Annotated in this window: 13 protein-coding genes and 1 pseudogene; 5 read left to right on the top strand and 9 right to left on the bottom strand. The window is 40.5% G+C overall.

The features are described 5' to 3' along the window. Positions 1 to 422: 422 nt before the first annotated feature. Complete coding sequence (locus AC623_RS04790) at positions 423 to 935, bottom strand: DUF421 domain-containing protein (protein ID WP_049661032.1); 513 nt, start codon at positions 933 to 935, stop codon at positions 423 to 425. 801 nt (positions 936 to 1736) lie between these two features. Then, entirely contained in the window at positions 1737 to 2450 is a 714-nt protein-coding gene (locus AC623_RS04785) for a hypothetical protein (RefSeq protein WP_049661030.1), read from the bottom strand. A 441-nt stretch (positions 2451 to 2891) separates the two neighbouring features. Here AC623_RS04785 and AC623_RS04780 point away from each other — a divergent pair. Next, a pseudogene (locus AC623_RS04780) lies at positions 2892 to 3221 on the top strand (YetF domain-containing protein); the annotation flags it as partial. A 372-nt stretch (positions 3222 to 3593) separates the two neighbouring features. Here the strand turns inward: AC623_RS04780 and ptsP are convergent. The 5 genes from ptsP to AC623_RS04755 form a co-directional block, all read right to left on the bottom strand. Beyond that, positions 3594 to 5309 (bottom strand): phosphoenolpyruvate--protein phosphotransferase, encoded by a 1716-nt coding sequence (ptsP, locus tag AC623_RS04775; protein WP_049661028.1) that lies wholly within the window; start codon positions 5307 to 5309, stop codon positions 3594 to 3596. Beyond that, positions 5306 to 5572, bottom strand: coding sequence for a phosphocarrier protein HPr (locus tag AC623_RS04770; protein WP_049661026.1), 267 nt, complete (start codon positions 5570 to 5572; stop codon positions 5306 to 5308). The genes ptsP and AC623_RS04770 overlap by 4 nt, the downstream gene beginning before the upstream one ends. Before the next feature lie 181 nt (positions 5573 to 5753). Continuing rightward, the gene (locus AC623_RS04765; RefSeq protein WP_156186994.1) at positions 5754 to 6290 is read right to left on the bottom strand and encodes a helix-turn-helix domain-containing protein; all 537 of its coding nucleotides are present in this window, start codon (positions 6288 to 6290) and stop codon (positions 5754 to 5756) included. A gap of 17 nt (positions 6291 to 6307) precedes the next feature. Then, positions 6308 to 7081 carry a YhfC family intramembrane metalloprotease gene (locus AC623_RS04760; RefSeq protein ID WP_049661023.1) on the bottom strand — a complete coding sequence of 258 codons (774 nt, stop codon included), beginning with the start codon at positions 7079 to 7081 and terminating at the stop codon, positions 6308 to 6310. A gap of 120 nt (positions 7082 to 7201) precedes the next feature. Then, a complete protein-coding gene (locus AC623_RS04755; protein ID WP_049661022.1) occupies positions 7202 to 8116 on the bottom strand; it encodes a cation diffusion facilitator family transporter in 915 nt (304 codons plus the stop codon). 216 nt (positions 8117 to 8332) lie between these two features. Here AC623_RS04755 and AC623_RS04750 point away from each other — a divergent pair, with 216 nt between their 5' ends. Then, on the top strand, positions 8333 to 8524 hold the full coding sequence (locus tag AC623_RS04750; RefSeq protein WP_049661020.1) for a hypothetical protein: 192 nt from the start codon (positions 8333 to 8335) through the stop codon (positions 8522 to 8524). Between the two features lie 106 nt (positions 8525 to 8630). Here AC623_RS04750 and uvsE read toward each other — a convergent pair whose 3' ends face one another. Continuing rightward, positions 8631 to 9602, bottom strand: a complete 972-nt coding sequence (gene uvsE / locus AC623_RS04745) for a UV DNA damage repair endonuclease UvsE (RefSeq protein ID WP_049661019.1) — start codon at positions 9600 to 9602, stop codon at positions 8631 to 8633. Between the two features lie 122 nt (positions 9603 to 9724). Between uvsE and AC623_RS04740 the strand changes: the two genes are divergently transcribed. The 3 genes from AC623_RS04740 (at position 9725) to AC623_RS04730 (ending at position 13568) form a co-directional block, all read left to right on the top strand. Continuing rightward, positions 9725 to 10906 (top strand): DHH family phosphoesterase, encoded by a 1182-nt coding sequence (locus AC623_RS04740; protein WP_049661017.1) that lies wholly within the window; start codon positions 9725 to 9727, stop codon positions 10904 to 10906. A gap of 80 nt (positions 10907 to 10986) precedes the next feature. After that, positions 10987 to 11361, top strand: a complete 375-nt coding sequence (locus AC623_RS04735) for a nucleotide excision repair endonuclease (RefSeq protein WP_049661015.1) — start codon at positions 10987 to 10989, stop codon at positions 11359 to 11361. 119 nt (positions 11362 to 11480) lie between these two features. Then, positions 11481 to 13568 carry a hypothetical protein gene (locus AC623_RS04730; RefSeq protein WP_049661012.1) on the top strand — a complete coding sequence of 696 codons (2088 nt, stop codon included), beginning with the start codon at positions 11481 to 11483 and terminating at the stop codon, positions 13566 to 13568. 136 nt (positions 13569 to 13704) lie between these two features. Here AC623_RS04730 and AC623_RS04725 read toward each other — a convergent pair whose 3' ends face one another. Beyond that, positions 13705 to 14844 carry a M14 family zinc carboxypeptidase gene (locus AC623_RS04725; RefSeq protein WP_231603371.1) on the bottom strand — a complete coding sequence of 380 codons (1140 nt, stop codon included), beginning with the start codon at positions 14842 to 14844 and terminating at the stop codon, positions 13705 to 13707. Positions 14845 to 14948 lie beyond the last annotated feature (104 nt).

Raw genomic sequence — 14948 nt, 5'->3', positions numbered from 1 at the left:
CCACGGCCGATAGAAGAGATTTTTTGAATGAAATTTCCATGTTGCCAACCCCCTGAGTCATTTTTCCTTTTTTTCTTTCAACAATAAACAAAAACTAGTATTTTACTCCGTCAACTTTCTCTTTATCTAGTAAAATAATAGCGTTTACAATGACAATTTTCAATCTATTTTTACATTTTGATTCTTTCTAATAATTATATTAACACAACTTATCGTATTTTTATACATTTTATTTAAATAATAATACTTTTGTATATTCAATTTCCTTTAGTAGATTGTCGGATGAGCAATCTCAAATAATCTTATATATGAATAATAATACAAATGTTTTTTCAATTTTTAATATTTTTTATTTTTTGCCTCTTGCAGATTTTGTTGGAATTTAAACAAGACACCTTTCTTGTAAAGTTTCATGAATAAACTCACTCGTTATGTTTTACATTAGATAAAGTCGAATGCTCCGTTTCAGTTGACTTTTTAATAACGGAGATTTGTCCATTCGTCTCTAACACAACAGCTTCTACTTTATCCATCGATCCTACACCATTTGACCTAGCAGCCTGAAGAATTTCAACTTCAAGAACCCGTTCCGTTCTCATAGTATCTCTAAGAAAATGCCCATTATAGTAAAGAAGTTGAGGATTAGACTTTATCATTTTGCTTACGAGCGTTGATCTAACCGACAGCCACGCTACTGCATATTGCATGCCGATTAACACAAAAAAAGCAGTCACCCCTTCTGCTAGAGCTACCTTTTTACTTAATAGAATAGTTGCCAAAGTAGAACCAAGTGCCACCGTTACAACAAAATCAAAGGCATTCATTTTTGAAAGAGTCCGTTTTCCGGACATCCTTAAAATAAAAATTAATGCAATATAGCTTAAAACTCCAACGACAAAAGTTCTTCCAATTGCTTCCCAACTGTTAAAAAACATTTTTACACCTCAGTATTCTTACTTTATTCTCCTTACTCCTTCTCTTGACAAAATTCCTACAAACGCACAAAAGCGTTTTATCTTAAAGTAACAAGCGAGAAAGCGGCATGTTGCTTTAAAATTGCCCAAATTTTATCAGACATGAAACCTTCCATAACCTTGACCATTCATTACAGGAAGCAACTCAAAGGACAAAACATATTTTGTCCTTTGAGTTGCCCTTCTAAATAGGGATGGCTATAACTCTTTTTTATCTAAAGGAATTATTTCATTTACTATACACGATCCATATACGGCTGCTTCTTCTAAAAACTTTTCCTCTCTCATAATCGTCCAGAAAGGAAGTGTAGACAAAAAAGAGTCATTAGGTGAATAAATATGCTAGTTGTTTTTTATTCAATTTAATCTCAAAACCTGCATTAAGCTGCGCTATGACTATCAAACATTAAACAAAGGCCTGATATTCACAAGCTTTAATAACTTTTCACAGCTGCTATTGGATGAATAATTGTGCTTTACACTCTGTTATTTATAAAATCAGTGAACAGTCACTAAAGGTTTTTCAAGTCATTATTTATCAGTTTTTAGTGTGCTTTATTTTATCATTCTTCTCTGATCGGGCATTATTATAGCCTTGGCGTTCAGCGTCTTTTCTGAATGCTTCCATCGCCTTGATACAAAGAAAATTCATTCGTTTCCCCTCCCTTATTTTTGTTAATTTTGTTTTTGTTATAGGCAGAGGCAAGCTTCCAAATCAACAGAACAAGACTTAGCCTTGTCAAAAAGGGTTGTTCCCTCTCCCTAGAGCGCTAAGAATAATAGTACCGAATAGATTATAAGTCCGAACAGAAAAGCCCAAAAGCTGCTTTTCCTGTGTTCAGGTAATTCTTCTTTCATTACATTTAAAATAGTGCCACCTGCTAAGAAAGCGAATAAGAATGTAACGATAGCTTCATGGATGGTCATGGATACACCTACAAACCAGCCTATTAGACTTGCCAGCGATAGAAGCCATCTTGCTTTTTGGTCATAAGTTGACTCATGAGTCTCACGCAGTCCATGATCATTAGAAATAAAATGAACAGCCATGGCGACAAAATAAAACAACAAACCTTTTAACCCTTTATACTCCCCCTCTACAAGCAGATAACCGATCAGCGCATTATACAGCGCAAACGAAATGATGTGTATCCAAAACACACCTTTGCCCTTCGATGTTTGGTGCTGTTTCTTTTCTCTAGACAGCGCAGCCATTCTTTCTAATCCGTAAAAGATAGCCAGCCCAGACATCGCCCAAAGATATACTTCTGTCTCAAATAAAGCGGATTCCCCTCTAGCCATTTGGTATTCGCTTAACTCCGGGAGCAAATGAAGAAACACATAGGCAACAGAAATGCCTCCTGCAGCTGACAACAGCCGGCTGCGGGGGATACCATCCAAAAACTTCATATATTTTGATAAAAAGTGAACAACTGCAAAACCAACAGCCAATACAAAAGTAATCCCTTCTCCCATTAAATCCCCCGCTCTTTTTGGTTCACCTTTTCCCTATCCATAATCAACAAAACATAAAATATGGAGAGTTGTTTATATAAAAAGAGCTAGAGCATAGACAAAACAGCTTCTACAAAGCTATTTAGTAACTAATAGAAAGGATCCTCAAGCGGAGAGCTAAACCTTAATGATGTCATTTAGCTTTTGGAAGTTTCGTGATAGGTTTGAGAGTCATAGTTATACATTAAGCATCTCTACGTTGTGTTTTTTATATGAAGGAGGCTAACTCTAACAGCTTTTAGTTTATATTAAAAATTGACTTTGCGTCCTCACAAAGAATTCTACTGCAGCCCTTTTATTGCGAGCCTTTTTGTTTTCTATTCATGAGAGACGCTTTTTAGATTTTAGAACAGGTTTATATACCCGAGCATAGCCTAATAGATAATAAGGAGGGAATAGTATGGAAAGTTAAACGTTCAGAATTTGAACAAGCTGCGCCTCACAGTTGACCAGTTAGAAATGAGACTGCGCAATCAAGGAATTTCTAAAATTGAAGACCTCAAAACTGCGACGCTCGAACCTAACGGACAATTAGGCTACGAGTTAAAAGAGGATGCCAAACCTTTAACTGTAAGAGAATTTAAACAGTTAATGAATGAATATTTTTTGCCGTCCCAAGCTCAAAATACTCCTTCGTCTAATGTAACCTCTCAACAGGCAACCAATAATAATTCAAATATATTTCAGGAGATAAATAACCGTCAGCAGCCAAGCCCCAAGCAGCTTCAATAACTAAGTACTGGCGTGCGGGGAGTCAAGAAAGAGGCAGAGGAGCAAAAAAAAAACAGATTTAATGGGGATATATTTTTATAGTCGTTAAAGTGCAGTGCCAAAATAAAGTCCGACCCAAAATACCTATTAACCTTGATTTCATATTAGAAGGTAAACTCGCATGTAAGAAAAGATTAACCAAAATTGATTCTTCCTTCATCCATCTAGACTTAGTTTGTATAAAAAACTTAACCGGGCGAGTGATCTATGCGTCGGCATACTAGAAACAGGGCGGCTTTTTTATAAACTATGCAACTTTATTTCAAATCTGCATCCACCAAAAGAGACTACCCAACAAAATTGCGTAGTCTCTTCTTCATTACCTGTTTATACTTATAAAAAATGGGTTTTTACAAAATTCTCTACTTCCTCGGCTGTGTCCATGTGTAATATTTGTTCGATGCTCTCGCTAAGTTCTTTTTTAGATAAACGAGAGATAATACTTCTGGCTGGCAGAATAGAGGAAGCACTCATGCTAAATTCATCAAGTCCTAAACCGAGCAAAATCGGAATAGCCCCTTCCGTTCCTGCCATTTCTCCACACATTCCTGCCCATTTGCCTTCTTTGTGAGCCGCGTCAATCACCGTTTTAATCAAACGGAGGATCGCTGGGTTATAAGGTTGGTACAGGTAAGACACTCGTTCATTCATTCTATCAGCTGCCAATGTGTACTGGATTAAGTCATTTGTTCCAATCGAAAAGAAATCAACTTCCTTGGCAAATGTATCTGCCATCACAGCAGATGACGGAATTTCAACCATCATTCCTACTTCAACGTTAGAAGAAACGGCCGCCCCCTCTTGTTGCAGCTTTTCTTTTTCTTCTAGTAAAATAGCTTTCGCCTGGCGAAATTCCTCCAGCGTCGCAATCATTGGAAACATGATTTTCAGATTGCCATAAGCACTTGCACGAAGAAGTGCGCGCAGCTGAGTGCGGAACATGTCCTGCATTTCGAGACATAAGCGAATGGCCCGGAAGCCTAAAAATGGATTCATTTCTTCTGGAAGAGTTAAATAAGGCAGCTTTTTATCCCCGCCGATATCAAGCGTCCGAACAACGACCGGTTTCCCTTCCATCCGTTCCAGCACTTTTTTGTAGGCCGTAAACTGTTCTTCTTCAGTGGGCAGCTGATCGCGGCCCATATAAAGAAACTCTGTGCGGTACAGCCCAACGCCTTCTCCGCCATTTTGAAGAACCCCATCTACATCCTCAGGCGTACCAATATTAGCCGCCAGCTCTACACGACAGCCATCTGCTGAAACGGTTGGCTTGTCTACAAGCTTAGTAAGCTCTGCTCTGTGTGTTTCAAAGGCGGCCTTTTTCTCCTCATATTCTTTTACAACAGCAGGCTCGGGATTCACAATGACTTTTCCCTCCTGGCCGTCAATGATAAGAGGCACACCATTTTCAATGTTCTTTAACGCTGTTTTCGTCCCAACCACTGCCGGGATTTCTAATGAACGTGCCATAATGGCCGAATGGGAAGTTCGCCCGCCAATGTTTGTTGTAAATCCCTTAACAAACCGCCGATTTAATTGAGCAGTATCTGATGGCGTTAAGTCTTCGGACACAATGATCACTTCTTCGGAGATGAGACTCGGATTTGGTATGTCCACTCCAAGCAAGTGTCCGATCACCCGCTTCGTTACATCGCGGATATCTGCCGCACGCTCCCTCATATATTCATTATCCATTGCTTCAAACATAGAAATAAACATATCTGCTGTTTCTTTCATCGCAAATTCGGCGTTTGAGCCCTCTTGGATGATTTTATCTTTTACTGGATTAATGAGCTCGGGATCACTTAAAACGAGGGAATGTGCTTCAAAAATAGCGGCTTTATCTTCGCCAAGCGCTTCTGCAGCATGTTCTTTAATTTTCTTAAGCTCCTCTATTGATTGTTCAATTGCGCGATCAAAGCGCTGATTTTCCGCCTCTCGATCAGCGACCTCTTTCTTTTCAACTGTAAGATTAGGTTCTTCCAATCGAAAGGCCTTTGCAATAGCAATTCCTGCAGAGGCCCCGATTCCTGTTAATAGCTGACTCATTTAGCGAGTCCTTCTTTTTCCAATACTTCTGTTACTTTTTGGATTGCTTCATTTTCATCTTCACCAGATGCCGTTACTTTAATTTCAGCACCTGAAGGAATACCAAGGGACATAATCCCTAAGATTGATTTTAAGTTAACTGTTTTACCTTTATATTCAAGATTGACATCTGCAGAGAATTTGCTGACCGCCTGGACTAAAATGCTGGCTGGACGCGCGTGGATCCCTGCTTCATCTATAATTGTGAATGTTTTTTCCATTATGTCATCAATCTCCTTTATACATATAATGTAACTTAAATCATATCACTTTTTTTAGTTTGTCCAAACTATAAGCACTTGCGCAAAACCTTTTTCTCCGTTGTGAAAAACTGCTTCTATATGTATTCCCTATCATCTAAAAATCATGCCGGATGGTCTGTTACCATCCGGCATGAGCCTGCCATTATTTTTGTTGTTCCGCTGTTACGATCGTAGACATTGTTCTCCGCCTGCGTTCGGGAGCCGGTTCATTTTGAATTAACTTCATCATTTCCTGTCCCAACACGGTCAGGAAATGTTTAAATTCTTCATCACTCGCATAAAACATTGCTTGCCGGTAACCCGCTCCGTCTTTTAAGAAATCGAATGAATCTTGGTTTACATAGCTCTCAAAGTCTGCCAGTACTGTTGCCATAAACTTAATAAAATAGCTTACGTGCTCTTCCTTGCTTAAGTTCAAGAACTCTTCTGGTGCCATCGCCTGCGAGGTTTCTGGAAGGGCATATACTTTCTCGACCGTGCCGCGCACTTGGTTTTCCTCTGCTATTATGACTAAATCTGCTTCAACTAGCTTTTTTAAATGCCTGTAAAGAGAAGCCTGAGGGACATCCGGCAGCTTCTCCCCCATTTGCTGTACCGTTAATTTTCGGCCGTTAACAAGCGTTTGCACAATTTTCATACGAACAGGATGAAGCAGTACCTCCCCTTTCGATTCCTTCACGCTCATTCATTCCTTTCTCATTTAAATCGCAATTTTAATTGTCGAATAATATAAATAGATAACAAGGCGAATGCAGCTACAAACACTTCAATCACCCATAGGCTTTTAATCGTGCCAATTTGATAAAGCGCTGCGATAAAATCCATCAAAAAGTGAAGACAGATCGCATATAACACGTATTTGAACTTTCTGCTCCGCACTCCAAACAGCACCATGACAGAGAACATCACCTGCATAATCATAGCTCCAGTGCGTTCGATTCCAGCAAGCAGATAAGAGCCGAAGCCGGATTCCATGATCCTCATTTTTAACTGGCTTACCTGTTCTGGAGGCAGTGCACTAAGATTCGTTTCGAAGGTACCGTTACGAATCATGATGGCATATACCAAGATGTTGACTGCTCCAATCGCCCCGATCAATACGGCCTCGATTCCTCCATGGCCGATGCCGAGCGACACACCGTCGCCAAATTCCCGTCTGCGCTTCAATAATAACAAAAAAACAACATAACGGCCTAATTCTTCAAACAATGCAGCCGCCAGCGCGCCATACAACGCATAAGCTAAGAGATTATCAGTCATTTTTAATGAGGGACCTGCCGGATTAATCATAACAGCATGCAGCCCGCTCTCAAGTACTTGTGAAAATAAGATAAATACCCCTACTCCAGCCCAACATACTTTCCAAGAAAAATTCCCTTTCTTCCGCCAATAGATAATAGCAGCTGCCGGCAGCAAGATTGAAATGAAAAACTGAAACCCCATTCCCACAAACGCTGACGATTCAACCATTTATTTCACCCCTGTTTTTTATTATCATTATTAATAATGATAATAAAGTAGCTTTCTTGAAAAGTCAATCATCTTTTTAATATTTATAAAACAGGCGCCATCTTTAGCAGCGCCTGTTTCTTAATTACAATGATCTCCTTCACAAGGATAATCAGAGAAATCAATTTGAATCGTCGTATGTTCAATGTGAAATTCATCGTGCAGCTTTTTTTGAATGACTCTAAGCAGCTGTTGCCCATCTGTCTCTGAACTAATGACAACATGGCAGCTTAATGCGGGAAAATCAGAAGTAATCGCCCACACGTGTAAGTCATGAACATCATTCACACCAGGCAAACTAAGCAAGGCCTCCCGTACTTGTAAAACATTAATGTTCGCTGGCACTCCTTCCATTAGAATATGAAAAGAGTCTCTTGTCACCCGAATACCGCTGATAATAATCAAGATGGCCACGATCACACTGGCAATTGGATCCGCTAAATTCCAACCGAAAAACATGATCAGTAAGGCGGCCGCAACGGCTCCGACTGAACCGAGTAAATCACCGAGAACGTGCAAAAAAGCGCTGCGGACATTTAAATTTTCATCTTTATCTCCCCGCATTAAGATGTAAGCGGCTGCGATATTAACGAGTAAACCAATAATCGAAACAGTCAGCATTCCGATACTCATTACTTCGGGGGGAGCCATGATCCTTCTGTACGCTTCTACAAAAATGTAAACGGAGATGGCAAGTAAAGTAAGTCCGTTAATAAAAGCAGCCAGGATTTCAAACCGTTTATAACCAAACGTTTTCGATAAAGTAGCTTCTTTTTCCCCAAAGCTTAAAGCAAAATAACTCAGACCAAGCGCTGCCGCATCGCTTAGCATATGGCCCGCGTCCGACAGCAATGCCAAGCTGTTCGTTAGAATTCCGCCCACTACTTCTACGACCATGTAAGCCGCAATTAAAATAAATGATAATTTTAGCGCTTTCTTGTTGCTTGAATGGTGATGATGGCTATGCCCATGATCATGGCTGTGTGAATGTCCCATTATCTTTTCTCCTTTATATGAATATATGCTCATATATTTATATTATTTCAGATGCTCTCCTTTTGTTCAAGCGTTTTGTAAAAATATTCAAATATTTTTACACCATTTTTCCTCCTATCCTTTTAGCAAAGTATTTCCCCTCCGCTCCGCCTCTATAAACAGGATTGAAGACGCTTTTTAAGGGAAGAATATACACTAAAAAGGAGGCTGGTTTCGTTGAAGGATGAAGACAAACAAACGTCAGAAGGGCTAAATCAAATTTTAGAAATTATTAATGCCAAAGGCGATGAAGGAGAATTAAAAAGAATTGTAAATCAAGGGCATGAAGACAGCTTAGTATGCAGCGATGAGCTGTTTCATAAAGATTTAAGAGCGATCGTTGATGATACGATGCGTGAAGAAGAATAAAGAAAAACCGGACACTGCATCAGCTGTCCGGACAAGAACATAAACAAAGTATATTCCTAATCCCCAGGTTCATTGAAAACGTGGGCCAATAGCCTGGGACTCTTCCTTAACTGATTTGAAAACTGGACCCATCAATGATATGGATCCCCTCTTTTTCTTTTAATGTTTCCATTAAAGAGAATAACGCATCGTCCTTTCGTTTCGCTTCAATCATGATATCGATTTGCGGAACACTTCCGCTCACTTCCTTCAAAAACTTTAACAATTCCTTTTCATCAATGAAATCGGCATGAGCTTTAAAGTCTTTCTCAGATCTTGGACTAGATATATGCATTTTTAAAGGCAGCTTTGCATTTGTCCAAGTATGGACCACTCTTTGCCACTCCTCTTCCCACATCTCCCCTTCCTCGTGGTTAGCAAGATAGTGATGATAATCAAATACGAGCGGAATACCCATTTTTTCACAAAGATACAGCGTATCTTTTACAGTAAAGGTCGTATCGTCATTTTCTAGCATAATCATCCTCTGAAGTGCTTCAGGAATCAGTCCCCAATTCTGAATAAATTGCTCGAGCGCTTTTTCTTTATCTTTGTAGCCGCCGCCTACGTGAAGAACGCAGCGATGCTCAGGATCAATCCCCATCCCTTTCAATAATTTCTTATGCATCACAAGTGTCTTTAAAGCCATTTGGAAAGCTTCTTTATTGTGTGTATTTAATACCACAAAGTGTTCGGGGTGGAAGTCAATCCGCATAGCCGGATGCTCTTCTAAATAAGCACGGATGGCAGACAGTTCTTCTTTTAAAGGATCAATAAAATTCCAGTCCGGTAAATCAGGATGATTAGCGAGCGGTATTAATTTCGAACTAAGCCGAAAAAAATGGATCTCATGAGCAGCGTTATGCCGTAAAAGCCGTAAGCAATTTTTCAAGTTAGAAGCAGCAATTCTTTCGAGCTTTCTAATGGCTGCTTCTTTGTCTTTGATTTTCTCAAATTGCGTGTAGGTCATCGGTTGTGAAGGAGAGCCATTCTTCACATTCATGCTCATTGCTGCATAACCAAGACGAATCAATGTCATTTGCTGCACCTCAACGTTTTTATATTTTTGATGTACTTTTCGTAAACTGAGCTGGAATGGTTGTTTTTATACTTCAATTTCTCGACTTTGGGTAACATACTTAATATAGTGAGGTGAAAGCAATGTACAAATTATTATCACACAATGATCTAGACGGTGTTGGCTGCGGCATTCTCGCTAAGCTTGCGCTTGGAAAGCAAGTGCAAGTGCGCTATAACTCCGTTTCCGGCCTTGATTATGAGGTAGCATGGTTTTTAGAAAATCAGGATAAAAAAACTTCTTTATGGATCACTGATTTATCGGTTAATGACGAAAATAAAGAAAAACTCAACGAATTTCATCTTGCCGGCGGAAACGTACAGCTGATTGACCACCACAAGACAGCTTTGCATTTTAACGACTATGAATGGGGACATGTCATTGTTGAAGACGAAGAAGGAAAGCTGACATCTGCCACTTCTTTGCTTTATGACTATTTGCTAACACAGGAATTAATTGAACCGTCTAATGCCATCGCTGAATTTGTAGAGCTTGTCAGGCAATATGACACGTGGGAATGGGAAAGAAATGATAACCAGGAAGCCCGCAGGCTAAATGCCCTCTTCTTCTTAGTCTCAATAGAAGAGTTTGAAGATCGGATGATGAGTCGCCTTCGTTATCATGATCATTTCTTTTTCGATGAGTTAGAAGAGAAAATATTAGATATGGAAGATGATAAAATCGCCCGCTATATCCGCCGGAAAAGACGAGAGCTTGTACAGGCCAAAGTTGGCGAGCGATTAGCCGGAGTTGTTTATGCCGAATCTTACCATTCTGAGCTTGGCAACGAACTAGGGAAAGAAAATCCTCATCTTGACTATATCGCGATCTTGAATATTGGCGGAAAGCGGCTGGGGTTCCGTACGATACATGATCATATAGATGTATCTGAGGTGGCCGCCTATTACGGCGGTGGCGGGCATGCCAAAGCGGCTGGTGCCTCTATGACAGAAGATGCCTATCGACACTTTGTCACGGAAACGTTTCACTTAATGCCGCTGCGGGAAGATGCGAAAAGAAATCGCTATAACGTGAAAGAATCCTCATTCGGCACGCTCTATCAAAATCGGTCAGGCGAAACCTTTCTTCTCCATTCGTCGACCGAAGAACAATGGGCCGTTAACCGTGATGGCACCCTGCTGCCCGAGACGTTCTCAAGCTTTCAAGAAGGAGAAAACTTTCTGAAGAGAACCTTCGAGGCGGCGCTTGCTAAAGATGATGTATTTGTTCGTTATCTGCAGGAATTAGTAGGGAAAATTAAATAAAATTGACGTAATGAACAAAGGAATAGTGGCTTTTCCTGTCATTTATGGTACGCTTTAAAGAAGAATAGGAGCGATTGCAAATGATAAAAATTGAAGTACCACAACCAGACCTTACGATTGTAAAAAAGAATGCAGAAGGAGATACAAGTGAAGCGGCCATCGCCAGACAATACGGCTTCATTGACTACCACAAAATTGCCCGCGATAAAGGCGGCATTTATATGTATTATGATGCTCATGATGAATTAATGTTCGTCGGGAAAGCGAGAAAATTAAGAATGCGCATCCGTAAAAGCTTTGAGGACGCTGCTTCCCCAATTAAGCTGCATCGGGATGATGTCTATAAGATTGAAGTCTGCTACGTCGAGGACCCGATGGAACGAGAAATTTATGAAACCTACATCATTAATAAATTCCAATCAAAGTATAATATCGACAAAGCATTTTTTAGATAAACACACTATTTCTGGAAGCAAGCCGCTATTTAGAGCGTGCTTGCTTTTTTGCGTTCGAACAAAGGGTAAAGGCAGCGAATATACTATATAAAGTTTTTAAATAAGGGTGGTGTATTCTAGTGGAGCTTCCTGCAATTCTAGCCGGCCCTATTTTACGAAGGGTCGATACTCACAATGTCTATATTTGGATTGCGACGAGCAGTCCTTTCGAAATAAAAGCCCGGTTATTTCTGATTCATCCTAACCGAGAAACTGCTTCTTACGACTATTCACTCCTGAGCAGCCGCAGCCATGCAGAAAACATCAAACTGGGGGAACACCTTTTTATCCATTTAATCCATCTAACTCCGATCAACGATAGCTTTCCTGTTAACACTCTATTAGGATACAATCTTTTCTTTTCAGATGAATCTGATTTGGGCAGTCTTGGCATGCTTTCTCCTGATGATTCCCGTTCGATTGTATATGGACCGTTACGTTACCCTTCCTTTTTTATCAATGAAACAGAAACGTCCAGGGTGCTATATGGCTCCTGCCGCAAGCTGCACGGCAAGGGTCAGGACGCACTAGCAAGTGCCGACCTGCTTTTTGAGGAGGTGTATGATCAGCTTGACCAGCGCCCCCATTCTCTTTTTCTTCTTGGAGATCAAATTTATGCAGATGATGTAGCGGATCCTATATTTCCATCTATCTTTTCTATTGGAAAGCAGTTGATGGGAAAAGGAGAAGACTTATCATCCATTGATGCCCGGCTTTTAGAAAAACCATTTTGTCACTCACTGAGCCAGATACGCGGCCGCTCTTTCATTATGAAAAACTTTTGCCAATTCACTTCAAATCAAGCTCATAATCATCTTATTGAATTTGGGGAATATGCAGCCATGTATTTACTATCGTTCAGCCCACAACTATGGAATCTTATTCAGCTGCCTACTTTTGCAGACGAACAGTTAGGCGGCAATATTTATTTTGCTTTTTCTGATAAAAATTACTTAAAGGAAAAGCTGCAAAATGAAGAACGCTTCAATGAACAACGCAAGAACTTACGCTCATTTATTCAATCCCTTCCTCGCATCAGCCGTCTGCTTGCCAATATTCCTTCCTACATGATATTTGATGATCATGATATTACCGATGACTGGAACCTTTCTGCTGATTGGAAAGAAAATGTGCGTCACTCTCTATTAGGCAGACATGTGGTCGCCAACGGCCTAACAGCTTATTGGGCTTTTCAAGGCTGGGGAAACGACCCTGCATCCTTCGCTCCTTCGTTTATCCAAATGATAGAGAATCATTTTAAAGAAATGAAACCAGGCTCTTCCAGTTACCTGAACTGGATCAACAGCATGTGGGATGATCCTTCATGGCATTTTGTCACTCCAACTGCACCTAAAACCTTATTTCTTGATACCCGCACAAAAAGAACGTATGATTTTTCTCCGCGGCCCGTCGAAATCGGAAATATCATTAGCGAGACACTTCCAAGCCCACAACTCATCAGCAAGACCGGTTTTGAGCAAGCCTCCGCTTCGTTGTTGGAAAGCGGATGGAGGAGTGGTGAACAGCTAATCATTGCTTCTCCCTCACCTCTATACGGAGTGGAATTAATTCAGTTTGCGCTTGATTCCTTCGTTTACCCTCTACGCACATTCGGAATTCCTGTTCACGAAGCAATCGATCACGAAGCGTGGAAGTACAATGCAAAAGGAGTTAGTGAATTTCTTCATTGGATTTTCAAGTGGAATCCAAGTGACTGTTTTATTATTTCAGGTGATGCTCATTATGCTTCGGCCGCCGTTTCATCCTTTTACATGAAAAAAGAGAAGCAAAAACGCATTGTTCAGTTCACTAGCAGCCCGCTCAATAACGAGAGCTTCACCGATATAACAGCTATGATGATAAAAATGGCTGCCTTATTGAATGTCGTTCCATGGAAAAAACAGAGCATGATCCAATATTGCAATGATAACTACGACCTCCTGCCTGAAACTTCTTTAGATTCTTGTCCGTCTCATTGCCGTTGGCAGGAAAAGCTAACTTTTCTGACCGCTGAAAAAGGAATGATGATTGAAACAAGCAATAATATGGGGCTGCTCACTCTATCCTCTCAATTAGCGAAAAATAGCCTGCTCTCTTTTAATGGTACGGATAAAAAGGAAGTGTCCTTTAAAACGATTAATTTAACGGAACACAAAAACCAGCCATAGGTTTTAGCTCCTATGGCTGGTTTCGTGCGGCGGTTGTCCACACCACTCGTATTTATAATGTTGTGGTCAGTATTTTCAAATTTGCGGTGAGTAAATACTGCTAACTGGCGGGTGTCATGGAATATCGGGTATTTTATTAATAGCCGATAGGGGTAAGTCCTGTATCTGTCTGATAGCCGGCAAGCGGATAAGCCGGGATTTCTTCCCAACGGTTAGGATCTACGCTGTTCACTTTTCCAGAGGCAATGCCTTCAACAATAGCCTTTAACCCCAGATAATTTTGCTTTGTCAAATGGCCATTCGACTTTTGCCCAAGATTGCCTTCGCGTGTATTTCCTTTTGTTTCAAAGAAAATCGCCGGATTGCTGTGGTGTGTCGGATTAAGATTATTATAATTCAAACCGAGCATCATGGCCGAAACAACTCCGCCTTTAATGTCGATTTCATACCTCTTCTCACCGCTTCCGACCTGGTAGCGGTCAATGTGCATATAGCCATAGTCTTTTAACGCATCATAGACGTATACTTGCATTTGGCGGGTAACGTCATTGTAGTTTTTCACAGAAGGCAACGTCGGGCCGTTTGGAGCAAGCGAGACTCCGAGTGACATTGTAGTAGATTCATTCGTGCCATATACCGTTTTAAAGCCTTGGTGGTGAAGATCTACGGCATAATCAGGCTTTACATCAGCCCAATACTTATAAAATACAAGGGATTCTTTTGCTTTGAAGCCATTCACCGCCCAGTCGCGATTTAAATCAATTGTTAACGACTTGCCGTCAGATCCAAGCTTTGGCTCTCCATTTTCATACAGTGTCGTTGATCTTGTATTCATAATGCTGCCATCCGGATTGTACATCGGAATCGCATAGATGGTTACATTCTTTAAAATAGCTTCTACATCTTTTGAGCCGCTGCTGCCATATGTTTTCAGCAAGTCTAAAACAGCACGTGTTGTCAATTTTTCGTCTCCGTGAATTTGAGCTTGTATCCATACTTTAATTGGGCCTGTCCCAACCTTCGCTGCATAGAAGCTGCGATTCTGCTCGCTTTTCCCGTATTGGTCTAACTTAAAGACCTCAACCTTGCCTTTGCTCGTCTTCTCGATGTCCTTTAACATTTTGATCATATCCTCATATGTAACAACGCTGTCATAGCTGAGCTCTCCATTTGTCGAAGGTCCTCCTGGTACCGTTTCAGCTGCCATTGCAGAAGTTGAAAACCCAGCAGAACATAACAATGTGAAGCCCAAAACAAACATCATGACTTTTTTCACGCTCATCCCCCCAATTTTTATTTACATACGCTACCATTATAAAATGTTAGAATATTTTAATAAATCAGACGAATAGCTGATTTATTCTTGCTTGTTTGCTAAAA

The organism is Bacillus sp. FJAT-27231, assembly GCF_001183975.1.
GTDB classification, from domain to species: domain Bacteria; phylum Bacillota; class Bacilli; order Bacillales; family Domibacillaceae; genus Pseudobacillus; species Pseudobacillus wudalianchiensis.
The sequence above is the reverse complement of the archived record's forward strand: the minus strand, read 5'-3'. Positions and strand labels throughout refer to the sequence as shown.